Source organism: Bacillus sp. J41TS8 (assembly GCF_018333035.1).
GTDB classification, from domain to species: Bacteria; Bacillota; Bacilli; order Bacillales; family Bacillaceae; genus Bacillus; species Bacillus paralicheniformis.
This window is the reverse complement of sequence record NZ_BORF01000015.1, coordinates 50261-76164: the sequence shown is the minus strand read 5'-3', so window position 1 is coordinate 76164 and position 25904 is coordinate 50261. Positions and strand designations below refer to the sequence as shown.

Annotated in this window: 28 protein-coding genes; 22 read left to right on the top strand and 6 right to left on the bottom strand. The window is 46.6% G+C overall.

Annotation, left to right across the window (positions count from 1 at the left end; genetic code table 11):
• The first annotated feature begins 69 nt into the window (after positions 1-69).
• Positions 70-1218 carry an acyl-CoA dehydrogenase family protein gene (locus KI350_RS18430; protein WP_020450248.1) on the top strand — a complete coding sequence of 383 codons (1149 nt, stop codon included), beginning with the start codon at positions 70-72 and terminating at the stop codon, positions 1216-1218.
• Between the two features lie 36 nt (positions 1219-1254).
• On the opposite strand, the gene fbpB is transcribed toward KI350_RS18430, so the two are convergent.
• The 3 genes from fbpB to KI350_RS18415 all read right to left on the bottom strand — a co-directional run bounded on the left by fbpB (position 1255) and on the right by KI350_RS18415 (position 2304).
• Positions 1255-1410 (bottom strand): Fur-regulated basic protein FbpB, encoded by a 156-nt coding sequence (gene fbpB, locus KI350_RS18425; RefSeq protein ID WP_041817153.1) that lies wholly within the window; start codon positions 1408-1410, stop codon positions 1255-1257.
• A 2-nt stretch (positions 1411-1412) separates the two neighbouring features.
• A complete protein-coding gene (gene fbpA / locus KI350_RS18420; protein ID WP_023857875.1) occupies positions 1413-1571 on the bottom strand; it encodes a Fur-regulated basic protein FbpA in 159 nt (52 codons plus the stop codon).
• 412 nt (positions 1572-1983) lie between these two features.
• Entirely contained in the window at positions 1984-2304 is a 321-nt protein-coding gene (locus KI350_RS18415) for a thioredoxin family protein (RefSeq protein ID WP_003179104.1), read from the bottom strand.
• 160 nt (positions 2305-2464) lie between these two features.
• Here KI350_RS18415 and KI350_RS18410 point away from each other — a divergent pair, with 160 nt between their 5' ends.
• The 6 genes from KI350_RS18410 (at position 2465) to KI350_RS18385 (ending at position 9711) form a co-directional block, all read left to right on the top strand.
• On the top strand, positions 2465-3550 hold the full coding sequence (locus KI350_RS18410) for a D-alanine--D-alanine ligase (protein WP_020450249.1): 1086 nt from the start codon (positions 2465-2467) through the stop codon (positions 3548-3550).
• A gap of 138 nt (positions 3551-3688) precedes the next feature.
• Positions 3689-5059: a UDP-N-acetylmuramoyl-tripeptide--D-alanyl-D-alanine ligase gene (locus KI350_RS18405; protein ID WP_041817154.1), complete on the top strand. Its 1371-nt coding sequence runs from the start codon at positions 3689-3691 to the stop codon at positions 5057-5059.
• A gap of 65 nt (positions 5060-5124) precedes the next feature.
• Positions 5125-5835, top strand: coding sequence for an alpha/beta hydrolase (locus tag KI350_RS18400; RefSeq protein WP_020450251.1), 711 nt, complete (start codon positions 5125-5127; stop codon positions 5833-5835).
• Between the two features lie 346 nt (positions 5836-6181).
• Positions 6182-7645, top strand: a complete 1464-nt coding sequence (gene cshA / locus KI350_RS18395) for a degradosome RNA helicase CshA (protein ID WP_020450252.1) — start codon at positions 6182-6184, stop codon at positions 7643-7645.
• A gap of 112 nt (positions 7646-7757) precedes the next feature.
• Positions 7758-8237: a PH domain-containing protein gene (locus KI350_RS18390; protein ID WP_020450253.1), complete on the top strand. Its 480-nt coding sequence runs from the start codon at positions 7758-7760 to the stop codon at positions 8235-8237.
• Positions 8227-9711, top strand: a complete 1485-nt coding sequence (locus KI350_RS18385; RefSeq protein ID WP_041817155.1) for a PH domain-containing protein — start codon at positions 8227-8229, stop codon at positions 9709-9711. Before KI350_RS18390 ends, KI350_RS18385 begins: the two co-directional genes overlap by 11 nt.
• On the opposite strand, the gene KI350_RS18380 is transcribed toward KI350_RS18385, so the two are convergent.
• A complete protein-coding gene (locus KI350_RS18380; protein WP_020450255.1) occupies positions 9708-10307 on the bottom strand; it encodes a rhomboid family intramembrane serine protease in 600 nt (199 codons plus the stop codon). The two genes, KI350_RS18385 and KI350_RS18380, sit on opposite strands and share 4 nt — an antisense overlap.
• 343 nt (positions 10308-10650) lie before the next feature.
• Here KI350_RS18380 and KI350_RS18375 point away from each other — a divergent pair, with 343 nt between their 5' ends.
• From KI350_RS18375 to KI350_RS18315, 13 genes are all read left to right on the top strand, one after another.
• Complete coding sequence (locus KI350_RS18375) at positions 10651-11610, top strand: LolA family protein (RefSeq protein ID WP_165395380.1); 960 nt, start codon at positions 10651-10653, stop codon at positions 11608-11610.
• A gap of 225 nt (positions 11611-11835) precedes the next feature.
• The gene (gene alr / locus KI350_RS18370; protein WP_041817156.1) at positions 11836-13005 is read left to right on the top strand and encodes an alanine racemase; all 1170 of its coding nucleotides are present in this window, start codon (positions 11836-11838) and stop codon (positions 13003-13005) included.
• 111 nt (positions 13006-13116) lie between these two features.
• Positions 13117-13398, top strand: a complete 282-nt coding sequence (locus KI350_RS18365; protein ID WP_006638778.1) for a CopG family ribbon-helix-helix protein — start codon at positions 13117-13119, stop codon at positions 13396-13398.
• A gap of 4 nt (positions 13399-13402) precedes the next feature.
• Positions 13403-13753, top strand: coding sequence for a type II toxin-antitoxin system endoribonuclease NdoA (ndoA, locus tag KI350_RS18360; protein ID WP_003179128.1), 351 nt, complete (start codon positions 13403-13405; stop codon positions 13751-13753).
• 117 nt (positions 13754-13870) lie between these two features.
• Entirely contained in the window at positions 13871-14698 is an 828-nt protein-coding gene (locus KI350_RS18355) for an RsbT co-antagonist protein RsbRA (protein WP_065643252.1), read from the top strand.
• Positions 14699-14701: 3 nt separating this feature from the next.
• On the top strand, positions 14702-15067 hold the full coding sequence (locus KI350_RS18350; protein ID WP_065643251.1) for an STAS domain-containing protein: 366 nt from the start codon (positions 14702-14704) through the stop codon (positions 15065-15067).
• A 2-nt stretch (positions 15068-15069) separates the two neighbouring features.
• The gene (locus KI350_RS18345) at positions 15070-15471 is read left to right on the top strand and encodes an anti-sigma regulatory factor (protein WP_065643250.1); all 402 of its coding nucleotides are present in this window, start codon (positions 15070-15072) and stop codon (positions 15469-15471) included.
• A 10-nt stretch (positions 15472-15481) separates the two neighbouring features.
• Positions 15482-16489 carry a PP2C family protein-serine/threonine phosphatase gene (locus KI350_RS18340; protein WP_065643249.1) on the top strand — a complete coding sequence of 336 codons (1008 nt, stop codon included), beginning with the start codon at positions 15482-15484 and terminating at the stop codon, positions 16487-16489.
• Positions 16490-16546: 57 nt separating this feature from the next.
• Complete coding sequence (locus KI350_RS18335; RefSeq protein WP_065643248.1) at positions 16547-16873, top strand: anti-sigma factor antagonist; 327 nt, start codon at positions 16547-16549, stop codon at positions 16871-16873.
• Positions 16873-17355 (top strand): anti-sigma B factor RsbW, encoded by a 483-nt coding sequence (gene rsbW, locus KI350_RS18330; protein ID WP_065643247.1) that lies wholly within the window; start codon positions 16873-16875, stop codon positions 17353-17355. Before KI350_RS18335 ends, rsbW begins: the two co-directional genes overlap by 1 nt.
• Entirely contained in the window at positions 17321-18112 is a 792-nt protein-coding gene (gene sigB, locus KI350_RS18325; RefSeq protein WP_065643260.1) for an RNA polymerase sigma factor SigB, read from the top strand. Before rsbW ends, sigB begins: the two co-directional genes overlap by 35 nt.
• Complete coding sequence (locus KI350_RS18320; RefSeq protein WP_065643246.1) at positions 18109-18708, top strand: PP2C family serine/threonine-protein phosphatase; 600 nt, start codon at positions 18109-18111, stop codon at positions 18706-18708. The genes sigB and KI350_RS18320 overlap by 4 nt, the downstream gene beginning before the upstream one ends.
• A gap of 77 nt (positions 18709-18785) precedes the next feature.
• Positions 18786-20948 carry a Tex family protein gene (locus KI350_RS18315; RefSeq protein ID WP_212930570.1) on the top strand — a complete coding sequence of 721 codons (2163 nt, stop codon included), beginning with the start codon at positions 18786-18788 and terminating at the stop codon, positions 20946-20948.
• A 41-nt stretch (positions 20949-20989) separates the two neighbouring features.
• On the opposite strand, the gene KI350_RS18310 is transcribed toward KI350_RS18315, so the two are convergent.
• A complete protein-coding gene (locus tag KI350_RS18310) occupies positions 20990-21547 on the bottom strand; it encodes a TetR/AcrR family transcriptional regulator (protein WP_020450267.1) in 558 nt (185 codons plus the stop codon).
• Between the two features lie 153 nt (positions 21548-21700).
• On the opposite strand from KI350_RS18310, the gene KI350_RS18305 reads away from it, so the two are divergent.
• Together KI350_RS18305 and KI350_RS18300 are read left to right on the top strand one after the other, a co-directional pair.
• The gene (locus tag KI350_RS18305; RefSeq protein ID WP_023857855.1) at positions 21701-22324 is read left to right on the top strand and encodes a GNAT family N-acetyltransferase; all 624 of its coding nucleotides are present in this window, start codon (positions 21701-21703) and stop codon (positions 22322-22324) included.
• 140 nt (positions 22325-22464) lie between these two features.
• Positions 22465-25584, top strand: coding sequence for an MMPL family transporter (locus tag KI350_RS18300; protein ID WP_025810061.1), 3120 nt, complete (start codon positions 22465-22467; stop codon positions 25582-25584).
• Between the two features lie 166 nt (positions 25585-25750).
• On the opposite strand, the gene cmpA is transcribed toward KI350_RS18300, so the two are convergent.
• Positions 25751-25861 (bottom strand): cortex morphogenetic protein CmpA, encoded by a 111-nt coding sequence (gene cmpA / locus KI350_RS18295; protein ID WP_023857852.1) that lies wholly within the window; start codon positions 25859-25861, stop codon positions 25751-25753.
• Positions 25862-25904 lie beyond the last annotated feature (43 nt).

Sequence of the window (25904 nt, the reverse complement as noted above, 5' to 3'; positions counted from 1 at the left end):
GCACAACAAGCCGGGAACGAACTATAATACTTATTAAATCTATCGGAATTTGGTCAGGAGGATGCCGGTGTGTGTTCAATATTTGTGAAAACGGAAAGGCAGCAGGAATGGCTCGGTAAAATCGGGAAACTGGCGGATGAATTTGAGAAAACAGCAGCGTACTATGACGAACATGCCGAATTTCCCGCAGAACATATTCAAAAGCTGCGGGATTCAGGCTACACAGCGCTGACGGTCGGAAAAGATTACGGGGGAGAAGGCATTTCGCTCTACGATATGCTTCTGTTTCAGGAACGGCTTGCCAAAGGAGACGGACCGACGGCTCTCAGCATCGGCTGGCACTTAAGCGTGATGGGCGAACTGGCGGAAGGAAACAGCTGGGACCGGCATGTGTTTTCATCGATTTCACATGAAGCATTAAAGGGCGCGCTGATCAACAGAGCTGCAAGTGAAGCGCAGACGGGAAGCCCGACAAGAGGAGGACGCCCCGGAACCCATGCAGTCAAAAAGAATGGCGGCTGGATTGTAAACGGACGTAAAACATTTACAACGATGTCTCCGGTTCTCGACTACTTTCTTGTCACCGCTTGGATTGAAGAGAAGCAAACGATCGGCGTTTTCTTGATCCATAAAGATGCGGAAGGCTTGGCGATAGAAGAAACGTGGGATATGGCGGCGATGAGGGGTACGGGAAGCCACGATTTGGTGCTGACCGATGTCCGTCTCGACGAATCCATGCTTGTCGAGCTGTTGGCAAGTAAAAGAACGGATAAAGTCAACGGCTGGCTGCTTCATATACCGGCTGTTTATCTAGGTATCGCGCAAGCAGCAAGAGATTATGCCGTCCAATTTGCAAAAGACTATCAGCCGAACAGCTTGAAAGGTCCGATTAAAGAAGTGCCTGCTGTTCAGCGCCATATCGGCGAAATCGATTTGGAACTCATGAAAGCCCGCCACTTTATGTATCATGTCGCAGAGCTTTATGATGACCCGGAGCGCCGCGTCTTTTTGACTGGTGAGCTTGGAGCGGTTAAGCATACAGTAACGAATACGGCTATTGCTGTCGTAGACAGGGCGATGAGAGTCGTCGGAGCGAAGAGCCTGGCGAGAACGAACCCGCTCCAAAGGTTTTATCGTGATGTCCGGGCGGGTCTCCACAATCCGCCGATGGATGATGCGACAATCGGCAAGCTTGCGGGAATTGCATTCAGTGAATAGTAAAAAAGAAGCCGTTCAAAATGAGCGGCTTCTTTTTTAAGTTTGTTTTGCTTTAGACATTGCCAAAAGGCGGTTCTCGTGTCTGCGGTCGATCTTGTCATAAATGACGTCCATTTCTTTCGGGTTCTTGGCGATTTCTTTCTTATATTCTTCGACAAGCTGATGAAAGGTTTTAATCTTCCGTTTTGACATGATTATCCGCCTTTCTTGTTGGATTGGTATTCGCTTTCAAGTTCGCTTAAAGACAATTCGTAAAGGTGGCGCTCTTCTTTTTTATATATGCCAAGCTGGATAAGCCGCTGAATGAGTTGTTTCTTTCTCATTTCCACCGCTTTCTTTAATTGAGGGGCCATGTGATCACCTCGTCAACCCTTTAGTGATATTGATAATCATTATCAATTAAGGATATTATACTAAATACTATCGCAGAATGTAAAGAGACATCCTTAAAATCATATTGAACAAAATTGAAAAATATGAATTATTATCCAAAAACGTATATAAAAAAAGAAGCCGACAAGGGCTTCACAACTAGAAAAAATAATTGCAAAATAGGAACAAAAAACATTCTACCTGAATATAAAAAACGAATCAAGAACTTTTTGCGAAATTTCGACATTTTCGTTTCCCGGGAAATACTCGTGTCGAATTATTAATGAGCTCACTTTTATGAAACAAATATTGCTGCTGTCCCGTCTTGTATAAAAAGGACATGGGTGCTCCCATGTCCGGCGGTTCAGACAAAAAATCAGGACTTAAAACGAATTAGCTAATATGTTCAGCCAGGAACTCGTTCACTTCTTCAGGTGTTTTGGCATTTGCGCTGTGAAGGTGACCCGTTTTTTCGCCGTTTTTGAAAATCAACAGGCTTGGAATACCCATGACCTGATACTTATCGGCAAGTTCAGGAAGATCGTCTTTATTCAGCTCATACCAGTCATTTTCCTGATAAGCCTCAAGAATGTCTCCGATGAACATGTTCATGCGTGTGCAGTCCGGGCACCAGTCAGCGTAAAATTTGACGATGATTTCTTTATCGGATTGGATCAGTTCATTAAATTGTGCTTCTGTTGTGATTTTTTTCAATTGCAACCTCTCCTTTTCAATGCCATTTTAATATAAAATGAAAAGGATTTACATACAAATGCTTTTTATATGCTGTTTTTAGACCGTATTAAAATAATTAGATCATTTTCCCGGGAAAGTGATAAGATAGTAAAGATGAATCCAGTGGGGGGAGTACGAATTGAAGACAAGATTAGGATTGGTATACGGCGGAAAATCAGCGGAGCATAACGTTTCTCTGCAAACCGCGCTGGCCGTCACGAAAGCATTAGATACTGAAAAATTTGATATACACCCGATTTATATAACAGAAAAAGGCGAGTGGGTGAGAGGGCCGCAACTGACAGAACCGGTTTCAAATGTGAAAATGCTTCAGTTTGAACAGACGGGCCAGACATTTTCTCCGGCATTGCTGAACCGCGATATGTTTCCGGGCGAAGCTGATGTGAAGGAAGACTCGATTGATGTTGTTTTCCCGCTTTTGCACGGACCAAATGGGGAAGACGGCACCATTCAAGGCATGCTTGAACTATTGAATGTGCCATATGTGGGCAACGGAGTCCTGGCTTCCTCCGCGGGCATGGATAAAGTGGTCATGAAGCATCTGTTTGCACAGGCAGGCCTTGACCAGGCGAAATACGTTTCATTTGTGAAAAAAACCTGGAGTCACTCCAAAGAAGAAAGCTATGATCAAGTGGAAGCGGAGCTTGGTTATCCGTGCTTCGTGAAACCGGCTAACCTTGGATCAAGCGTCGGGATCAGCAAATGCAGAAACCGTGAAGAGCTTGACCAAGCCTTTGAACTTGCATTCCAATATGACCGGAAAATTGTCGTTGAAGAAGGCGTCATCGGACGGGAAATAGAACTCGGCGTTCTTGGGAATGATGAACCTGTCTGCTCAGTCGCGGGGGAAATCGCTCCGAAGAAAGATTTTTATGACTATAAAGCAAAATATGAAGACGGCGACACTGATTTGATTATTCCTGCTTCCCTGACAGAGGACGAATACGAAACAATGCGCAGCATGGCTGTCAAAGCGTTTCAGGCGATTGACGGCTCAGGCCTTGTGAGAGCGGACTTTTTCCTTACAAACGAAGGCAGGGTTCTGATTAATGAAGTCAATACGATGCCGGGATTCACACCGTTCAGCATGTTCCCGCTTCTCTGGAAGCAATCTGGGGTTGAGTATGCTGAACTGATTGAAAAGCTTGTCGCTTTGGCAATCGAGCGGCATGAAGAAAAACAGCAGATCAAACATACATTTTAACGGGACGGAGCGGACCGAATCCGGGGAGCTTTCATGGAGAAAGGCGCGGAAGGCGGTTCGCCCTTATATACAGCTGCAGACACTATCCTTATTTGTGGTAGTGTCTCTTTTCCTTGCTGGAGAAAGAGAGGGACATACATGATAACGAGAACGGTAAAAGAAATTGCTGAAATGTCGGAAGGCGTTTTGACGAATGAAGCTTTTGAAGGGCGTCTCGTCAAAGGCGTCTCAACCGATTCGAGAAAACTGGCGAAAGACCAACTGTTTATTCCGCTTGCAGGCGAGCGGTTCAATGGACACGTTTTTGCAGAGCAGGCTTTTCAAGAAGGCGTCGCAGCCGTGCTGTGGAACCGGAGCGAACCGAATCCTCCGGAAGGGAAGCCGGTCATTTTAGTTGACGATACGCTGGAAGCGCTGCAGAAGCTTGCGAAGGCATACAGGCATCAGCTCGACGTAAAAGTTGTCGGCGTGACCGGTTCAAATGGGAAAACGACGACAAAAGACATGATTCATGCTGTGTTGGGCACCGAGTATAAAGTGCATAAGACAGAAGGAAACTATAATAACCACATCGGCCTGCCTCTGACGATTCTGGCGATGCCAGAAGATACGGAAATCGCCATTTTGGAGATGGGGATGAGCGCCAAAGGGGAAATCGATTTTCTGACTCGTCTGGCGCGTCCTGATATCGCAGTCATCACAAACATCGGCGAATCGCACCTTCTTGAACTCGGATCAAGAGAAGGAATTGCAGAGGCAAAGCTCGAAATTGTCAATGGGCTTTCAAAAGAAGGCACACTCATTTATGTCGGAGATGAACCGCTGCTCGCCGAAAGGCTGAACCAGCCGCCTTACGAGACAAAGACGTTTGGAGAGGATCCGGCTTTCGACTATCAGCTTGAGGATATGACGCAGACGGAAGAGGGTACGGCATTCCGCGTCAGAGGAATCGAAAACCGGTTCTTCATCCCGGTGCTCGGAAAGCATAATGTGAAAAATGCTTTAGCTGCGATTGCGGCCGGAGACCTTCTGAATGTCAGCCGGGCTCACATTGCGGAAGGGCTGACGAAACTGAAAGTGACCGGAATGCGGCTTGAGCTTGTGAAGACGCCGGACGGTGTTGCGATCATTAATGACGCCTATAATGCAAGTCCGACATCGATGAAAGCGGCGATCGAGCTTGTCGAACAGATGAAGGGATACGGTAAGAAAATGCTCGTCCTCGGCGATATGCTGGAGCTCGGCGAAGGAGAAAAAGTGTTTCATGAGGAAATCGGGCAGGCAGTCAATCCGGATTCGATCGACTTTTTATTTACGTACGGAGAACTCGGTGCATATATTGCAAAAGGGGCGCTTAAACATTTTCCGGAACACCGCGTCCTTCATTTCAACCCGGAAAACAAAGACGGTTTGAAAAAGACATTGAAAGAAAAAGCGAATACAGGGGATCTGATCCTCGTCAAAGCGTCCAGAGGCATGCGTCTTGAGGATGTTATAAAAGATTTGTAAGGGAACATTGAATCATAAAGTCGTTTTTTATGTGATCATCAGTAAAAGAAAACGGGTGAATGGTCATGATAGGATGTTTATGCATTCACGGATTTACCGGAGCACCGTATGAATTGGAACCGCTGGCTTCTCATTTAAAACAAACGGCCGATTGGCAAGTTGAAATGATCACGCTGCCCGGGCACGGGGAGATGCCGGTTTTAAAAGGCGTCTGTTTTCAGGAATGGATCGCTTGCGCGGAAGTGGAGCTCGTCCGCTTGTTGAAAACGTGTGATACGGTATTTTTAATCGGATTTTCAATGGGTGGGATGATTGCCGCCTATTTAGCCGGAAAATATCCGGTCAGCCGCCTTGTCCTGTTGAGCGCGGCCGCCCAGTACATCAGCCCGGGACAGCTGATCCAGGATTTGAAGAATGTGATCAAAGATTCTCTGCAAGGCAAACTTGAGGATAATCTGCTTTACAAAAGGTATAAACAAAAGCTGACAAGCACCCCGGTATCTTCAGCATTTCAGTTTCGCAAGCTCGTCAAGATGACAAAGCCTGCTTTGAAAAACCTCCAGATCCCTGTGCTCATTGTTCAGGGGGAGTGTGATTCAATCGTGCCGCTGTCAAGCGCGTATTACTTGTATGAAACCATACCTTCCGAAGAGAAAGAGCTGTGCCTCTTGCCGGAATCCAAGCACCATGTCTGCCTTGAAGAAAACTCCGTTACCCTATTTCAAACCGTTGAGGCGTTTCTCAAAAAAACGCCGATTGAATCCATAAAAAAATAAATAATTGAACGGCAATCTGCAAAAAATAATCGGGGATGCTGGCAGAGAAAAATGAGTGTATGCTGTCGAAAGCCGCACAAGCCTGTGTTACAATGTGTAAAAGACGTCACCAGGCGGGCTTGACGTTTCGCGGACGGTTGTCCCAGAGGTCCATAGAAGGCTGCCGAACCGGCGAGAGAGCACACCGCTCATTTTCATCTTGTTGAAAAACGTATAACGGAATGGTAATATAACATGTAAAGTAATTCGGGCTTTGCATAAGTATGGACCTGTCCTTTGCACAAAGGGCAGTTTTTATTGATAAAACACGATTACTGAAACAGTAAGCAGAAGGAGTTTGAATACATTGACAATAACGTTTCAAGATTTTCAATTAAGTTCTGATCTCACAAAAGCGATCAAGCGTATGGGATTTGAAGAGGCAACACCGATTCAGGCACAAACGATTCCGCTCGGCCTTGCAAATAAAGATGTGATCGGACAAGCGCAAACGGGAACAGGAAAAACGGCTGCATTTGGCATCCCCCTTGTTGAGAAAATCAACCCCGAGTCTCCTAACATTCAAGCCATTGTTATCGCACCTACTCGTGAATTAGCCATTCAAGTTTCTGAAGAGCTATATAAAATTGGACAGGATAAACGCGCTCGCGTGCTGCCGATTTACGGTGGACAGGATATCGGACGCCAGATTCGCGCGCTTAAGAAAAATCCTCATATTATCGTCGGAACACCTGGCCGTTTGCTTGACCATATCAACCGCCGCACAATGCGTCTTCAAACAGTGAACACCGTTGTGCTTGATGAAGCGGATGAAATGCTGAACATGGGATTCATCGAAGATATCGAATCCATCCTTTCCAATGTGCCTGCTGAGCATCAAACATTGCTGTTTTCTGCAACAATGCCTGCTCCGATTAAACGGATTGCAGAACGTTTCATGACCAACCCGGAGCACGTAAAAGTGAAAGCGAAGGAAATGACAGTATCAAACATTCAGCAGTTCTACCTCGAAGTACATGAACGCAAAAAGTTTGATACGCTGACACGTCTTCTTGACATCCAGTCTCCGGAACTGGCGATTGTATTCGGCCGGACAAAGCGCCGCGTCGATGAACTGACAGAAGCGCTTAATCTGCGCGGTTATACAGCTGAAGGAATCCACGGCGATTTGACTCAGGCGAAGCGGATGGTGGCACTCCGGAAATTTAAGCAAGGCGCAATTGAAGTGCTCGTTGCGACAGACGTTGCGGCGCGAGGCCTTGATATTTCAGGGGTAACGCACGTCTACAACTTCGATGTGCCGCAGGATCCTGAAAGCTATGTTCACCGCATCGGAAGAACGGGACGCGCAGGTAAAACAGGAATGGCGATGACCTTCATTACACCGCGCGAAAAAGACATGCTGCGCGCCATCGAGCAGACAACAAAAAGAAAAATGGACCGCATGAAAGCACCGACTCTAGATGAGGCGATTGAAGGACAGCAGCAGGTGACGGTTGACCGCCTCCGGACGATCATCGAGGAAAATAACCTGAACTTCTATATGACGGCTGCAGCGGAATTATTGGAAGACCATGATTCTGTGACAGTTGTTGCGGCTGCCATTAAAATGATGACCAAAGAGCCGGACAACACGCCTGTCCGTTTGACGGAAGAGGCTCCGCTCAGAACGAAGCGAAACAAAAATCACCACCACCGTTCCTCAAAACGCAGAGACGGCGGCGGCTACAGAGGAAAGAACAATCGTTCATCCTATGATAAAAAGCGTTCTTCGAATGACAGACGCCAAAAAAAATCATATAATTCATAATCAAAAGGCGGATCCTTTTTTACGGATTCGCCTTTTTTTAAAAACGAAAGCCTTTATCCGAAACATTTTCAGCCTAAGACCGTAAATAGAACTAGATTGGGGGAATCGAGTTTTGAGAAGCGAGCCGAAAAATCAAATCAGCCGCGATGGCGTAAAAGTCTGGAGAATCACAGCTTGTATCACATCATTTGTTTTAATGCTGGCTGCAGCAGGCCTTGTTGCCGCAGGGGTGATATTTAAGTGGCCGGTATGGATCGGCGTTTTGTCAGCAGCCGTTTGGCTGGTGATTTCATTTGTCATCATTATGATTATTCCGAATATCCGCCACAGAATCTGGCGCTACGAAGTCCATGAGAACGAAATCGATATTCAGCACGGCATCTTTGTGGTGACCCGCGTGATCGTTCCGATGGTCAGAGTCCAGCATGTTGATACATCGCAGGGCCCCATCCTCAGAAAATATAATCTCGCCTCCGTGCAAATTTCAACAGCCGCGACGACCCATTCCATTCCCGCTCTGGATGTTGAAGAGGCGGATCAGCTCAGGGACTCCATTTCCAGGCTGGCAAGGGTGACTGAAGATGATGTCTGAACCGAGACGCATGCACCCCGCCGCCGTCATTCTCAACTTTATCAAAGGCCTTGTTGAGACCGTTAAAAACTTTATCATTCCATTTGGCGTAGTGCTTTTTTTAAATCAGTCTCACACAGTCAAAATGCTGGCGATCGCCGCGGCTGTGCTGTTTTTCATTGCTTTGGTCGTGACGAGCATCATCAAGTGGAGCAAATTTACATACCGTATCGAAGAGGATGAATTGCGAATAGAGGAAGGCCTGATCAATAAGAAAAGAAGGTATATTCCGATCGAACGGATTCAAACGATCAACACGAGCGCAGGCCTTATTCAGCAAATGTTCAAACTGGTGAAGCTGCAAGTCGAAACGGCAAGCGGAGGGACGGAAGCGGAAGTTTCCTTGGTCGCCATTACCCAGGCAGAAGCCGAACGTATTCAGCAAGCGCTTTTCGAAAGGAAAAAGGCGGCGGAAGACACTGGAGCCGATGTCCCGAATCCGCTGGCAGAGACTGCTGAAGAGGCGGAGGAAACTGCGGAAGAACCGGCAAAGATGTACAAAATGACCGGACAGGAGCTTTTAACCGCAGCGTCAACATCAAGCGGGATCGGCGTCATTATTTCAGGGGTATTCGCTTTTTTCACTCAAGTCGACGACTTCTTTGATTTGGATTGGCTGTATGACCGTTTTGCTTTTTTGAACAGCGCTGGAGCGGCTGTCATCGCCTTGGCCGCTTTTGTTGCCCTTTTCATCGCATGGCTTCTCAGCATTGTCGGGATGCTTTTGAAATACGCAAATTTTACAGTCGTGCGTAAAGAGAAAGAAATCGTCATTTCCAGAGGGCTGATTGAAAAGCATCAAATCACGATTCCGCTGCAGCGGATTCAAGCGATTAAAATCAAGGAGAGTCTGATCAGGCAGCCTTTTGGACTTGCAGCCGTCACGATCGTCAGCGCAGGCGGAAACGTTTTGGAAGAAGATAAATCAGCCGTCTTATTTCCGATTATCAGAAAAAAAATGATCAAACAGCGCCTCGGCGAATTCATTCCGGATTATGCGCCGGAAGACGATTTGAACCGCTTGCCGAAACGCGCACTGCGCCGTTATATCCTGCGCGCATCCTGGCCGGTTCTCGCCGTCGTTCCGCTTTCCATTCTGTTTCCGCCCTGGGGCTATTTGTCCGCTGTATTGATTCCTTTTTACTGGATCATCGGCTATTTATCATACCGCGATGCCGGATGGAAGATCAGCGGCAGCAAAATCATCTTGTCATCGCGCTTCATCGGCAGAACAACCGCTGTCATTCAGCGCAGGCGCATGCAGGTGTTCGAAGTCAGCCGCTCGTATTTCCAGCGCAGAAGACAGCTTGTTTCGATTCATACATCAACAAAATCGTCTGCTTTAATGGAGAAGTTTTCGGTGGCTGATGTCGAGGAGAAAGATTCGGACGATATTTTTGCATGGTATTCTTATGAAAAAAGAGTGAACGGTTAAAAGCCGTTCACTCTTTTATTTAACAACGGAGGAGCCAGAGCGAGTCCGCCCAGCAGTCCGAAGATGTGCGCCATGATATTGATATTTTGGTTGACAAACGTCATCAAAACCGAAATGGCGAGGATGGTGACGATGATTTGGGAATTGGCGCTTCCCATCAGCTCTTTTCTAAACAGCACGATGTACAGGTACACGCCGAACAGGCCGAATATCGCTCCCGAAGCGCCGACATGCATATACTCCAGCGGTTCGATGAAATATGTGCCGATATTGCCGATCACTCCTGCCCCGATATAAACGATGAGAAACTTGAGTTTCCCGAGCATTCGTTCCAGCCCGGGAGCAAATAAAAAGATCGACATCGAATTAAAGAGCAGGTGGCCGAACCCGGCGTGAATAAAGATCGGCGTCACAAACCTCCACCATTCTCCATTCGCTATCCCCCAGTTAAATCCAATCAATAAATCAGACCACATCTGTACGGCCGTCAACGGAAGTAAAAAAAGAATCCAGATGGCAAGCTGCAGGGCCAGTATGGCGGATGTGACCGGGTAGAGCCTGATAAACGTCTGAAAATTTTCTGTTCTGATAAACATGCTTATGATTTAAGCCCCTTTACAATGATCTCGTACATATATAGTAACACGTTTATGAACAGGCAGCGGCGATTAGTACGGAGGAGAAAAATGATTTTGAAAGGTTGTCATGCTAGTCTGCATATTGTCTGAGACACGCTCATATATTGGGTAGTGCAATAAGGGAGACGAGTCGTTGCAGGCTTTTATGGTACGCACGCCGATACAGCCGGCCCTGTTCTTATGGCGTACCGTTAAAGTCGAACAAGCGGTTTCTTCCTTTTTACATCAATGATTAAAAAGGGGTTGAAAAAAGGTGAGAAAAAGCTTTGTTTTGCTTTTAACGGGGCTGCTTGTAATCCTTATGCTTTCTGCCTGCGGCCAAAAATCGCAAGAAGATGTTGTGACGGGGCTCGACAAGAAGGCAAAAGAATACACGTCCTATAAGGCAAAAGCGAAAATGACGATTGAAACGGGAAATGAACCGCAGGAGTACAATGTGGAAATCTGGCATAAAAAACCTTCTCTTTACCGGGTCTATTTGGAAAACCCGAAAAAAGACCAGAGCCAGGTGATCTTGCGCAATGAAAACGGCGTGTTTGTTTTGACTCCGTCGCTGAATAAAAGCTTCCGCTTTCACAGCGACTGGCCCAATAACAGCAGCCAAGTATACTTATTCGAATCGCTCGTAAAAGATGTCAAAAATGATGGGGAAGCTTCTTTTTCCGCAAAGGATTCAAAATACATTTTTGAAACGAAAACGAATTATCAGCATAATCAGATGCTGCCGACCCAGGAAATCGTTTTCCATAAAAAGACCATGGCTCCTTCATCGGTTAAAGTGATGGATACGGACCGCAAACCGATGGTAAAGGTTGAGTTTACAAGCTTTGAATTCGATAAGCCGCTCGATAAAGACGCATTTGATGAAAAGAAAAATATGACGCTGTCTCAAATTGACGTAGCGACAAGCGCAGACGTGTCAGACTCTTTCGCCGTCAAAACGCCGCTCGATGTGCCTCAGGGTGTGAAAAAGCTTGAGGAGAAAGAAATGGCGACTGAAGACGGCAAACGAATCGTCATCACATACGGCGGTGAAAAATCCTTTACATTGATTCAGGAAAAAGCCCGCGTCGCCAAAACGTCCACTTCCGTGTCAATGAACGGAGAGCCGGTTGACCTCGGCTTCACGGTCGGCGCACTGACGGATAAATCGTTGTCATGGACTTATGACGGAGTCGACTATTTCATCTCATCAGAAGACCTTTCTCAAGATGAACTTCTGATGGTTGCCAAAAGCATGCAGGGCCAGTCTTCAAAATAGACTGTGCCGTATCCGGCAGCCTGTTTTCCGCCCGGAAGCGGAAAGCAGGCTGTTTTTATATTTGCGGCGCAAGCGTATGTTTTCGACTGCTTTTCCGTAAAATGTATAGCGTGCCAGCAATTTTTCTCTTGTTCTGGGCAGTTGTTCCCGTACAAAATTTCCCTTTCTCCGAACTTTTTAGTATGATGGGAAGGACGATTGAAACAAGGAACAGGAAGTGTCATGATGAGCTTAAAACCATTCTATAGAAAGACATGGGCCGAAATCGATTTAACGGCTTTAAAAGAAAACGTGCGCAATATGAAGCGGCACATCGGTGAGCATGTCCACTTGATGGCCGTCGTTAAAGCGAATGCCTACGGACACGGGGATGCACAGGTAGCGAAGGCGGCTCTTGCAGAAGGGGCGTCCATTCTTGCTGTGGCTTTACTGGATGAAGCGCTTTCGCTGAGAGCGCAGGGGATTGAAGAACCGATTCTTGTCCTCGGTGCAGTGCCGCCCGAATATGCAAGCATTGCCGCGGAAAAGCGCATTACCGTGACGGGCTACTCCGCCGGCTGGCTGCAAGACGTGCTCGGTTTTCTCGGTGAGACCGAAGCTGCTCTTGAATATCATTTGAAGATCGACACGGGCATGGGCCGCCTTGGCTGCAAAACGGAAGAAGAGATCAAAGAAATGATGGAGATGACCGAATCGAGCGATAAACTCAATTGTACGGGCGTGTTCACTCATTTCGCGACGGCGGACGAAAAGGACACCGATTATTTCGACATGCAGCTTGACCGCTTTAAAGAACTGATCAGCCCTCTCCCGCTTGACCGTTTAATGGTGCATTCGTCAAACAGCGCTGCGGGTCTGCGCTTCAGGGAACAGCTCTTTAATGCCGTCCGCTTCGGCATCGGCATGTACGGTTTGGCGCCGTCAACCGAAATAAAAGACGAGCTGCCGTTCCGTCTGCGGGAAGTGTTTTCGCTTCATACCGAACTCACCCATGTGAAAAAAATCAAAAAAGGCGAGAGCGTCAGCTACGGGGCGACATATACGGCCAAGCGCGACGAATGGATCGGGACAGTCCCCGTCGGGTATGCTGACGGATGGCTGAGGCGTCTGGCCGGAACGGAAGTGCTGATCGACGGAAAACGCCAAAAAATAGCAGGGAGAATCTGCATGGACCAGTTCATGATTTCCCTTGCCGAAGAATATCCTGTCGGCACAAAGGTTACCTTGATCGGGAAGCAAAAAGACGAATGGATTTCGGTCGACGAAATCGCCCAACATTTGCAGACGATCAATTATGAAATTACCTGTATGATAAGTTCAAGGGTGCCCCGTATGTTTTTGGAAAATGGGAGTATAATGGAAATAAGGAATCCGATCTTGCCTGATCAATCCTGAAAATTGATGAATTAGCGGAAAAACAACTTTGCTTGCGAAAAGAATAATGATATCATTATGGATGGAATGGATAGAGTGTTGTATCCGTAAGTTTGGTGGAGGTGTATGTTTTTGTCTGAATCCAGCGCAACAACTGAAATATTGATTCGCTTGCCAGAAGCTTTAGTATCAGAACTGGATGGTGTCGTCATGCAAGATAACGGGAGCAGAAATGAACTGATTTACCAAGCCACAAAAATGTATTTGCGCGAGCGCAAAAATCGACAAATTCGGGAATCGATGAGACGCGGTTATATGGAGATGGCCAAGATTAATTTGAACATCTCTTCTGAGGCTCAATTTGCAGAGTATGAGGCTGAAAACACAGTAGAGCGCTTAGTAAGCGGAGGATAATCATTTGATTGTTAAACGCGGCGATGTTTATTTTGCTGACCTATCTCCTGTTGTTGGCTCAGAACAAGGCGGGGTGCGCCCGGTTTTAGTGATTCAAAACAACATCGGCAATCGCTTCAGCCCAACTGCTATTGTTGCAGCCATAACAGCCCAAATACAGAAAGCAAAATTACCTACCCACGTCGAAATTGATGCGAAACGCTACGGTTTTGAAAGAGATTCCGTTATATTGCTCGAACAAATTCGGACGATTGACAAGCAAAGATTAACGGACAAAATCACCCATCTCGATGATGAAATGATGGAAAAGGTCAACGAAGCCTTACAAATCAGTTTGGCACTCATTGATTTTTAATATGGATGAAAGTTGCTCGAGGCGAAAGAGCAACTTTTTTTGTGTTCAAAAATAACAAACGATATAATGGAACTGTTAGTCCAAAAAATGTTATGAGATGTAGTTAGGGGGATGAACATGTCGAATCAAGCAGTGTTAAAATTTATCTCGGAACACCAAAATGTACTCGCCGGGAATTTGGCTGATATTCTGAAAGACTTAAACAGCAACATGACAAACGTGAAGCTGACTGAACACATGTACGAGACGATCAGCAATGAATACATTCATATCCTCATGAATGAGTCCGGAGACGGGAATGAAAAATCGATCGACACCATCTACCAGTTTTCTTCAAAAGCCGTACAGCTCGGCGTTCCGCTGAAGCTTCTGTCGTCGGGATTATCAGCTTTTTGGAAGCACCTGTACTATGAAATGAACAAGGACGTCCCGGAAGATCAGCAGTGCTATGATCTGATTTGGGAAATCGATAGATTTATTGAACCGATCAACAGCGAAATCTTGAATCAGTATGCGATCTCCTGGGAGAAAACCGTTGCTATGCAAAAGGTCGCATTACAGGAGCTTTCGGCGCCGCTGATCCCGGTTTTTGAAAATATTACGGTGATGCCTCTCGTCGGCACGATCGACACGGAGCGGGCCAAAAAGATTATGGAAAACCTGTTGAGCGGCGTCGTCAAACACCGGTCTGAAGTCGTCCTCATTGACATTACGGGCGTGCCTGTCGTCGATACGATGGTCGCACACCACATCATGCAGGCTTCCGAAGCCGTCAGACTGGTCGGCGCTAAATGCCTGCTCGTCGGAATCCGCCCGGAAATCGCGCAGACGATTGTGAATTTGGGAATCGATTTATCTCAGGTTATTACAAAAAATACCCTGCAAAAAGGAATTCAAACCGCATTGGAAATGACAGACAGAAAAATCGTTTCATTGGAGGAATAATCTTTGAGGGTACCTAACATTCCAATTTTGAAGTTATATAACTGTTTATTGGTATCCATTCAAGTGGAGCTCGATGACCAAACCGCTCTGAAATTTCAAGAGGACCTGCTGAACAAAATATATGAAACTGGTTCGAACGGAGTGGTGATCGATCTGACTTCGGTGGACATCATCGATTCATTCATCGCCAAAGTACTTGGCGATGTTATTGCAATGTCAAAACTGATGGGCGCCAAAGTCGTTCTGACTGGCATCCAGCCGGCTGTTGCGGTGACATTGATTGAACTCGGCATTTCTTTGGATGAGATCGAGACGGCGCTCGATCTCGAAAAGGGGCTCGAGACATTGCAGCGGGAATTGGAGGAATAATTATGGCAGACCAATCCTGTGTAAAGATTTTGACAGAATGGGACATAGTGGCCGCCAGACAGCTCGGGCGAAATGTCGCAAAAGAACTGGGGTTCGGCACAGTGGACCAGGCCAGAATCACAACAGCCATCTCAGAGCTGGCGCGTAATATTTATTTGTATGCCGGAAAAGGCCGAATCTGCATCGAACAGGTTCAGGAAGAAGGAAAAAAGGGGTTGAAAATCGTAGCGGAGGATGAGGGGCCGGGAATCGCTGACATCAAAAAAGTGATGGAAGACGGTTTTTCAACCTCAGGCGGTCTCGGAGCGGGCCTGCCGGGAGTAAAGCGTCTGATGGACCAATTTGAATTGAATTCGGACGCGGAAAATGGAACGGATATACAAGCCATAAAGTGGCTGCGGTAGGAGGGAAGGAATGGATTTCAGGGAAGTGATTGAGCAGCGCTATCGACAGCTGCTTAGCCGTTATATATCTGAATTAACAGAGACATCCCTTTATCAGGGGCAGAAATTCAGCAGAAAAACGATTGAACATCAAGTGCCGCCGGAAGAGATTATCAGTATACACCGAAAAGTTCTGTCTGAATTATATCCGGATCTTCCGGACCATGTGTTCCATTCTCTCGATTTTTTAATTGAAGTGATGATTGGATACGGTTTGGCCTATCAAGAACATCAGACGTTAAGGGGAATTCAGCAGGAAATTAAATCGGAAATCGAAATTGCCGCGAATGTCCAGCAAACGCTGCTCGAAACGAAGATTCCGAAAGTTGAAGCGCTCAAAATCGGGGCGGTCAGTGTTCCGGCTAAGCAAATGAGCGGTGATTATTATCATTTTGTGCGGGACAAGGAATCGATTAACATCGCCATTGCAGATGTGATCGGAAAAGGAATACCGGCCGCGTTATGCATGTCGATGATCAAATATGCGATGGACTCTCTGCCGGATTCGGGCACGTCTCCTTCACAGGTGCTGAAAAACCTGAACAGGGTCGTCGAACAAAATGTAGACCCAAGCATGTTTATTACAATGTTTTATGGCAATTACCATCTTCAAAAACACCTATTTACGTTTTCATCTGCCGGTCATGAACCTGGCTTTTATTATTCTTGCAGGGAAAATAAATTTTACGATTTAAAAGCAAAAGGCCTCGTTCTTGGCATTTCATCACAATACGACTATGAGCAGTACGAGCAAAACCTGGATAGTGGTGATATGATCGTTCTTTTTTCAGATGGTGTAACCGAATGCCGGACAGACAGCGGATTTTTGGAGCGGTCTGACTTGCAGAACCTGATCACTTTACATATGGAGAAACCGGCTCAGCAAATGGTTGACTGTATATACGAACATCTGCTCAAGCTTCAGGATTTTCAGCTTCATGACGATTTTACTCTCATTGTTTTCAAAAGAAAGGTTTAAAGTTTCTCTTCGCTGGGTAATAAACCAGTAGCTCATAAGAGAACCAGAGGTGATATTGTGAATTTGGCAGTTGATACGAAAAAAAATGATCATGTGATAGAAGTGAAAGTGGCGGGCGAAATTGATGTGCATACGGCTCCGGTATTGCGGGATGAGCTGATGCCGCTCGCGGAAGAAGGAAAAGATCTCAAGGTTTGTCTGAAAGACGTTTCATATATGGACAGTACAGGGCTGGGTGTATTTGTCGGCATTTACAAAGCGGTTAACAGAACTGGGGGTTCTTTAGTGCTTGAAAATCTGTCAGAGCGTTTGATCCGTTTGTTTGATATTACAGGCTTAAAGGACATCATTGATATTTCTGGAAAGTCAGAGGGTGGATTATAATGAAGAGAGCAGCTGATTACATTGAAATGAAGTCACCTGCCAAACCTGAATACGTAGGAATCATTCGTTTAACCCTGTCGGGGATTGCAAGCAAGATGGGGTATTCTTATGATGACATCGAAGATTTGAAAATTGCGGTCAGCGAAGCGTGCACAAACGCTGTGCAGCATGCTTATAAAGCAGACAAAACAGGAGAGGTCTCCGTCAGATTCGGCGTGTTTGAAGACCGCCTCGAAATCATCGTCGCAGATCAGGGAGACAGTTTTGATATTCAGGATAAACAGAAAGGGCGGGGGCCATATTCCCCTGAGCATACAGTAGATCAATTGTCAGAAGGAGGGCTCGGTTTATATTTAATGGAGACGCTCATGGATGAAGTGCATGTCCAGATTGACTCAGGCGTAACCGTCTCGATGACAAAGTTCTTAAACAGGGAGCGAGTTGATGATGGCACAACCGTCCAAAACTACGAAACTAACTAAAACCGAAGTCGACACGCTGATCAAAAAATATCAGGATAGCCAGGATGAAGACGCTCAGCTGACCCTTGTTCAGACTTATAAAAATCTGGTGGAAACACTCGCCAAAAAATATTCAAAAGGAAAAAGCTTTCATGAAGACTTATGCCAGGTTGGGATGCTCGGATTGCTTGGAGCCATCAAACGCTATGATCCCGATGTGGGAAAATCGTTTGAAGCGTTTGTGATTCCAACCATTATCGGAGAAATCAAACGGTTTCTCCGTGATAAAACCTGGAGCGTCCACGTCCCGAGAAGGATCAAGGAGCTCGGGCCGAGAATTAAAATGGCGGTGGATCATTTAACGAATGAAACGCAAAGGTCCCCAAAAGTCGATGAGATTGCCGAGTTTCTTGACGTCACAGAAGAAGAAGTGCTGGAAACGATGGAGATGGGCAAAAGCTATCAGGCGCTTTCCGTCGACCACAGCATTGAAGCGGATGCAGACGGCAGCACGGTGACGATCCTCGACATCGTCGGCTCGCAGGAGGAAGGCTATGAAAAGGTGAACCAAAAGCTGATGCTTGAAAGTGTATTGCACGTACTGTCCGACCGCGAAAAGCAAATCATTGAGCTGACATACATTCAAAACAAAAGCCAAAAAGAAACCGGTGACATGCTGGGCATATCGCAAATGCACGTCTCACGGCTGCAGCGCAAAGCTGTCAAAAAGCTGCGGGAAGCTTTGGCTGAAGATCCGTTTATGGAGCTTAAACCATGATTTGGACTGAGTCGAATGAACATATGCAAGCGCTTGTTTATCAGCTTCCTAAAGAAGGAAAAGCCGTCTGCGGAGACAGTTTTTATTTCCATGCGACTGACGAAACCATGGTGTGCGCGCTGGCCGACGGGCTTGGCAGCGGTGCGATGGCACAAGAATCTTCCGCGGTCATTAGCGAAGTTGTCGAAGCGCACGGTCATGAAGAAGTTGCAAGCTTGATGGAACGGTGCAATCAAGAGCTGAAACATAAACGCGGCGCAACTGTGGCGATTTTAAAAGCCGATTTTCGAACAAGAACGATTGCTTACAGCTCTGTAGGCAATATCCGCTTTATCTTGTACGCTCCTTCGGACAAATATATCCACCCTCTCCCTGTGACGGGATACATGTCGGGAAAACCGCAAACATACAAAACATTCACCTACACGTATGAAAAAGGGTCAAGATTCATCATTTATTCAGACGGATTGGAAGTACCCGCCCTCCGGACTTATTTAAAACAGCACCATACACCTGGAGATATATCGAATCAGCTTGAATCATACACACTAATGGGAAAAGACGATCTCACCTATATCATCGGACAGCTTTTTTAAAGAAGCTGCCCTTTGATATAGGTGTTTTTCTGTTTCTTTTGGTACACTAAGAAGACAACATTCTTTTGGAGGCTACAATGGATACTTTAGCGTTAATCGTCAAACAAATCGCAAAAGAAACAGGGCTTGCGCCAAAGCATGTCGAGAGTGTCATTCAATTGTTAGAGGACGGCAACACCGTTCCCTTTATCGCGAGATACCGCAAAGAACAAACGGGCTCCATGGATGAAGTCCAAATTCAAACAATCTCCGAACGCTGGGGATACATCCAGCATTTAAATCAGCGGAAAGACGAAGTCATCCGGCTGATCGACGAACAGGGTAAGCTGACAGGACAGCTGAAGCTCGATATAGAAAAAGCGGACAAGCTCCAGGAAGTTGAAGACTTGTACAGACCATTTAAACAAAAACGAAAAACAAAGGCGACGATCGCCAAAAGCAAAGGCCTTGAACCTTTGGCTGATTTCATCATCTCGCTCCCGCGCAACGAAGACGTAGCGGCCGAAGCACGCAAATACATAAATGAAGAAAAAGAAGTCATGAGCGCCGAAGAAGCGCTTGAAGGAGCAAAAAACATTCTGGCGGAACGGATCTCAGACGAACCGGAATACAGAAAGTGGATCCGGCAGGAGACTTTTAAAAGAGGAACGCTGAAATCCGCGGCGAAAGACGCCGAAGCGGATGAGAAGAAAATCTATGAAATGTATTATGAATATGAAGAGCCGATTCAAAAAATCGTTCCTCACCGCGTGCTTGCGGTTAACCGCGGCGAAAAAGAAGAGATTTTGAGAGTGTCGGTCGAGCCGCCGGCAGACCGCATTCAAGCGTACTTGGAAAAACGAATTTTACAACACAAGCAAACAAGTGCTGAAGATGTGCTGAAAAGCGCAATCGAAGACGGCTATAAGCGCCTCATTCAGCCGTCCATCGAAAGAGAAATCAGAAAAGAATTGACGGAAAAGGCGGAAGATCAAGCGATTCACATTTTTGCCGAGAATCTGCGCAAGCTGCTGCTGCAGCCGCCGATGAAAGGAAAGCTCGTTCTCGGCGTCGACCCGGCATTCCGCACGGGCTGCAAGCTTGCAGTTGTCGATGAGACGGGTAAGATGCTCAAGATCGATGTCATATACCCGCACCCTCCGGTCAATAAAAAAAGCGCGGCCATTGAAAAAGTGAAACGCATCATCGAAGACTTTCAAATTGAGGTCATCGCCATCGGGAACGGAACGGCATCAAGAGAGACGGAACAATTTATCGCCGATCTTTTGAAGGACATCGACAGAAAGGTGTACTATCTGATCGTCAATGAAGCGGGAGCCAGCGTCTACTCGGCATCAGAGCTTGCGAGGGAAGAATTCCCGGATCTGCAGGTTGAAGAACGGAGCGCCGTGTCGATCGCACGCAGACTCCAGGACCCGCTCGCCGAACTCGTCAAAATCGATCCCAAGTCGGTCGGTGTCGGCCAGTACCAGCACGATGTCAGCCAGAAAAAACTAAACGACTCGCTCGGCTTCGTGGTAGAAACCGTCGTCAACCAAGTCGGCGTCAACGTGAATACGGCGTCAGCCGCGCTCTTGCAATATGTAGCCGGACTATCGAAAACAGTCGCGGCCAACATCGTCAAAAAGCGGGATGAAATCGGAAAATTCACGAGCCGGAAAGAGCTGAAAGACATTCCGCGCCTGGGCGCGAAAACGTATGAGCAATGCATCGGCTTTTTAAGGGTGCCTGACGGCGGTGAACCGCTCGACCGCACAGGCATCCACCCTGAGAGCTATAAGGAGACGAGAGAGCTTCTGAAAAAGCTCGGCCTATCAACAGCCGACATCGGTACAAGAGAGCTTCAGGACAAAATCAACGAACTGAATATTTCCGAAGCAGCAGAACAGCTTGGAATCGGGGAAATCACTCTGAAAGACATTTGCGCCCAGCTGACAAGGCCTGAGCGCGATCCGAGGGATGAAGTCCCTAAACCGCTCTTAAAAACCGATGTACTTCAATTGGAGGACTTAAAAGAAGGGATGGAACTGCAGGGGACAGTGCGGAACGTCGTTGACTTCGGGGCATTTGTCGACATCGGCGTGAAACAGGACGGGCTCGTCCACATTTCCAAGCTCAGCCATTCCTTCGTCAAGCATCCACTTGACGTGGTATCGGTCGGGGACATTGTTACCGTATGGGTGGAAGATGTCGATGCTGCAAAAGGAAGGGTATCCTTATCAATGGTGAGGGATCGATAGTCCAGCTTGCCGGAGCTTTGTTTCTCCGGCGGGCTGATCTTTTACACTCCGATTTTTAACAGAATGCGGTGGATGACGCCAGCCACATGAGCCGGCGTCTGAACCATCCCTTCATTGATCCATTCCTCCAAAACGCCGACTACTCCTGAGACGACAAATGATATTTCCATTTCATCGCATGTAACCTCGTTTTCCGATTGCTCTATCATGCTCAATTCTTCAAAAATTTTCCTCTGGAAAAAGTCTTTAAATTTATTGATGGTCAAAATGTTTCCTTTCGGTTTCGTCAATAAAGTGAAAATCGCAGCGTTTTGATAAATATATTCGGTCGTTTTTTCGATGAAGGTGAGCAAATTGTGCGGATCTTCGCTCGGAAAATAATCATCGTAAAATCTCCCCAGCTGATCAAACAATTCATTTTCTATTTGTTCATACAAGTCAAAAATATCTTTATAATGAAGATAAAAGGTTCCGCGTCCTAAATCCGCGCGCCTCGATAAATCAGAAACGGTGATTTTATTGATTTCTTTCTCATGGAGCAGTTTTAAAAAAGCCTCTTTTATCGCTCTTTTCGTCTTGATTGATCTTCTGTCCTCCATCGTTTTGCCCTCCGTTTATAGACAAATTTTCATGTGTTGTTCATTATTGAACAGCTTAATCACGATTGCCGATTGAACATTGCTTTTGCTTCAAATTATAATGAACATGTGTTTATTAATCAATAGCTGTTCATATTTTCGAGGAGGTTTTCAATGATTCAATATCGTCTGGCTTCAGCTGATCACTTGGACGAGGTGGCACAACTGTTTCATGAGTCTTTTGACAACTATCCGTTTATGGATTTGCTTGTAAGACCCGAAAAGAAAAACCCCGAATTCTTTTATGAACTGCATAAAGTCATCACTCAGGCATATATAAATAGGCGGGGGTGCTTTATCGGTGTTGTGAATGGTGAGATCGTCACCGCGGCCCTCTTAAAACATCGGGATGATCCAGACGTTGGAGTGATGGATTATATATCAGCTGGAGGAATAAAGTTGTTTATAAAAGGGGGCCTTTCCGCGGTATGGAATATGGTGAATGTGGCGGAAGAGGCGAAAAGATCGTACAAGGGCATCAAACAGCAGAAATGGTATTTGGAGGCGTTGGGGGTCTCCTGCTTCCATCAGGGCAAAAGTTTCGGCAGCAAGATGATCAATGACTGCCTGGTCCCTTTCATCCGAAGAAACGGAGGCGGGATCCTCGCTTTAATCACCAACACGAATTTAAATCGATCGTTTTACAAAAAGAACGGATTCGATGAATTTAGTGCATTTCCCCTTAAGCGATTCGGCCGTGAAATAGGAAATTGGAGTTTCAAAAGAACAATTTACTAATGTATTAGAAAGCCGATATAAAAAGTACGACGGCTTTCATGTTGATCAGCAAAACACGAATGTTTTGTCTGACGGCAGCAACCAGCCGTCTTTTTTTAATGAAAAACCCGCACAGCTCATAGAGGAGGAATAAAACGTCAATGAGAACGATTATAAAGGCGAGATGGATCATTGCGGCGCTCTGGATTGCAATGGCCGCCGTCTTATTCATCACGGCGCCTGATATGGGGCAATTAACAAAGGAGAAGGGCCAGATCGCGGTCCCTGAAGGCTATCCGTCTTCTTACGCGAACAAGCTTCTCGAACAAATGTCAAAAGACGGGGATACGGACAAATCGGTTGTCGTCGTATTTCAGGACAAACAGCTCCTGCCGAACCGGGAGGCGGCTTTAAAAAAAGCGATCACCATTTTAGAAAAGGATTCCTCCCTTCACGTCTCAGATATTACATCATACTTTGACGCGGAGGAGGATATTCAAAAGCAGCTGTTGTCAAAGGATCGAACGACGCTGCTTGTACCTGTCACATTTGATGCGAACAAAATCAGTGCGGCCGATTTTAAAGCAAAGGTAAATGAAAAGCTCAAACCTTTAAAGCTTGACTACGAGATGACCGGACAGCCGCTCATTGATGATGATGTTATAACAAGTTCACAGGAAGGCCTGAAGAAGACCGAATATATCACGGTCGGTTTTATTTTAATCGTATTGATTCTCGTCTTCCGTTCTGCGGTTGCGCCTTTTGTCCCGCTTTTGGCGGTCGCGCTTTCCTACCTTGTGAGCCAGTCCGTCGTCGCCTATCTTGTCGAATACGCTGATTTTCCGCTGTCCACGTTTACGCAAATTTTCATGGTGGCGATCATGTTCGGAATCGGGACAGATTACTGCATTCTTCTTTTAAGCCGTTTTAAGGAAGAGCTTGCCCACGGGAAAGACAAGATTGAAGCTATCCTGACAACGTATAAAACGGCGGGAAAAACCGTTCTGTTCAGCGGATTCGCCGTTTTGATCGGTTTTACTTGCATCGGCTTCGCCGAATTCCAGCTTTACAAATCTGCGGTCGCAGTAGCGGTTGGTGTCGCAGTCTTGATTTTGGCGCTTTTGACGATCGTGCCGTTTTTCATGGCTGTTTTGGGAAAAGTGCTGTTTTGGCCCGTCAGAGGGAATATCGGGCATCCGCAGTCAAAACTATGGGAAACCGCCGGGCGTTTCGCATTCAGTAAGCCGCTGATCAGTCTGTTGATCGTAGCGGCCGTGGCCGTTCCGCCGATCTTAATGTATAAAGGAACGCTTTCCTACAACAGCCTTGATGAAATCGGAGATCAATACGAATCCGTCAGTGCATTCAACACCATCTCCGACAAGTTCGGGCCTGGGGAATCTTTACCGGTCACGGTCGTCCTCAAAACATCGGATGCGCTCGATACCAATGACGGGCTGATCGCAATTGAAAAAATCAGCCGCGCCATTGAACAGACAAATGGCGTCAGCAAAGTTCGCAGTGCGACCCGTCCGGTCGGAAAAGGACTGAGCGACCTGTATGTCAAAACACAGGCAAACGAACTGAATAAAGGGCTTGAGAGCGGCAATAAAGGTCTGAAAAAGATCAAAGACGGGCTTGCCGAGGCGAGCAAGTCGATCGCGGATCAGAAGCCGCAAATCGAAGCGTCCGGAAAAGGAATCAATCAGCTGATCAAAGGAACCGAATCGATTAAAGCCGGCATCAGCGACGTTGAAGCCAATATGAGAAAGCTGAAGGACGGTACAGACCAAAGCAAAGAAGGCGTCGCCCGGGCGAAAAAAGAAATTCAAGCTGCGAAAAAACAGCTGACGGCGCAGGTCGATCAATTAAATGGACAAATCGAAAACTACAAAGAAATATCGAAAGTCTTGAAAGTAGCATTGTCACAAGCAGAAAGTGCCCAAGGCATAACGGCTGACGTGCAAAAGATGATCGAGCAGACAAATCAAAATTTCAAAAATCTTGAAAGCGAAATTCCCGAAGTGAAGGAGAATCCTTCTTATTTAGCGATCAAAGGCTCTTACACAGAGCTTGCATCGGCAATCAAGCAGGGATCACAGAAAGCGGCCGTTTACACGAAGCAGGCCGCAAACGCGAAAAAGCAGCTTGAAGCAGCAGATGCATTTATCGCAAAAGCGCAGGAAGAGCAAAAAGTGTACACAAGCAAAATCGATGCTCTGATCAACGGCCTCGGCCAAATCGAAAAAGGACTTGAAGAGACATCGAAGGGGCAGGGACAGCTCGCCGATTCGCTGCCTAAGCTCGAATCAGGAGCGGGCGATGTCGCTGAAGGCCAAAAGCAGATGAAGGAAAAAGTCGGAGAATTCGCCGGCCAGCTCGATCAATTAACAAAAGGTTTGAATTCAAGCGTGGACGGCCTCGAAAAAATTTCAAGCGGTCTGATGGGGGCAGGCGACTACCTGGATCAGCTGAAAAACGCATCGGATCAAGAAATGTCCGGCTGGTTTGTCCCTAAAGAAGTCCTGAAAAACAAGCAGTTTCAGCAGGTGTTTAATTCCTATATGTCAGACGACCGCCATATCACGACGATCGATGTGATATTGGAAGGCAATCCGTACGGAAACGGAGCAATTGCTAATGTTAAAGATATTGAAGCGTCCGTAAAACGGGCTCTTCCCGATACGCATTTGAACGATGCATCATTTGGCGTCGGCGGCGTTTCCAGCATCAATGCCGATCTGAAGCAGCTGTCAGACCAGGATTTCAGCAACACGGTGATCTATATGATGATCGGAATTTTCCTGATCCTCGTCCTGCTGTTCCGTTCTATTGTCATGCCGGTGTATTTGGTCGGATCGTTGATCTTGACGTACTTTGCGTCCATCGGTATAACCGAGTTTATTTTCACGGCGTTTTTCGGCTATCCCGGCCTCAACTGGGCGGTGCCTTTCTTTGGATTCGTGATTTTAATGGCGCTTGGTGTGGACTATTCGATCTTCCTGATGGAACGCTTTAACGAATATCGGGGAACGGATATTAAAACGGCGATGATGGAATCGATGAAAAATATGGGGTCCGTTATTATTTCAGCTGCTGTCATTTTGGCGGGAACCTTCGCGGCAATGCTGCCGTCCGGCGTTTTATCGCTTCTGCAAATCGCCACCCTAATATTGACGGGTCTCTTGCTGTATGCATTCGTCATGCTGCCGCTGTTCGTCCCTGTGATGGTTCGGATCTTCGGCTCAGCCAACTGGTTTCCGTTCAAAAGAAAAGAATAAACGGCTCGTCCATCCGCAGAAGAATCATTCGCCCATGCTCCCCGAAATCGGGCGGTCAGCTCCATTTGGGGAGTAACGGGCGCCATTGTGTGAGATGATAAAAGGACCGGTGAAGATGATGAGGAAACAGAAGAAATTCCGTTCGGGCTCCGATGAACACTGTCTATCAGCAGTGTTTTTTTCTGTAAAAATACCAGCACTGATTCAGCAATTTAATCTGGTAATGATCTTTTTCATAAAAAGCTCTCTGCATCTGGCTTTTGAGCCAATTCGGCATTGCTCATCCCTCCTCAGGCTCTTATCATAAGAGTATGGGTGTT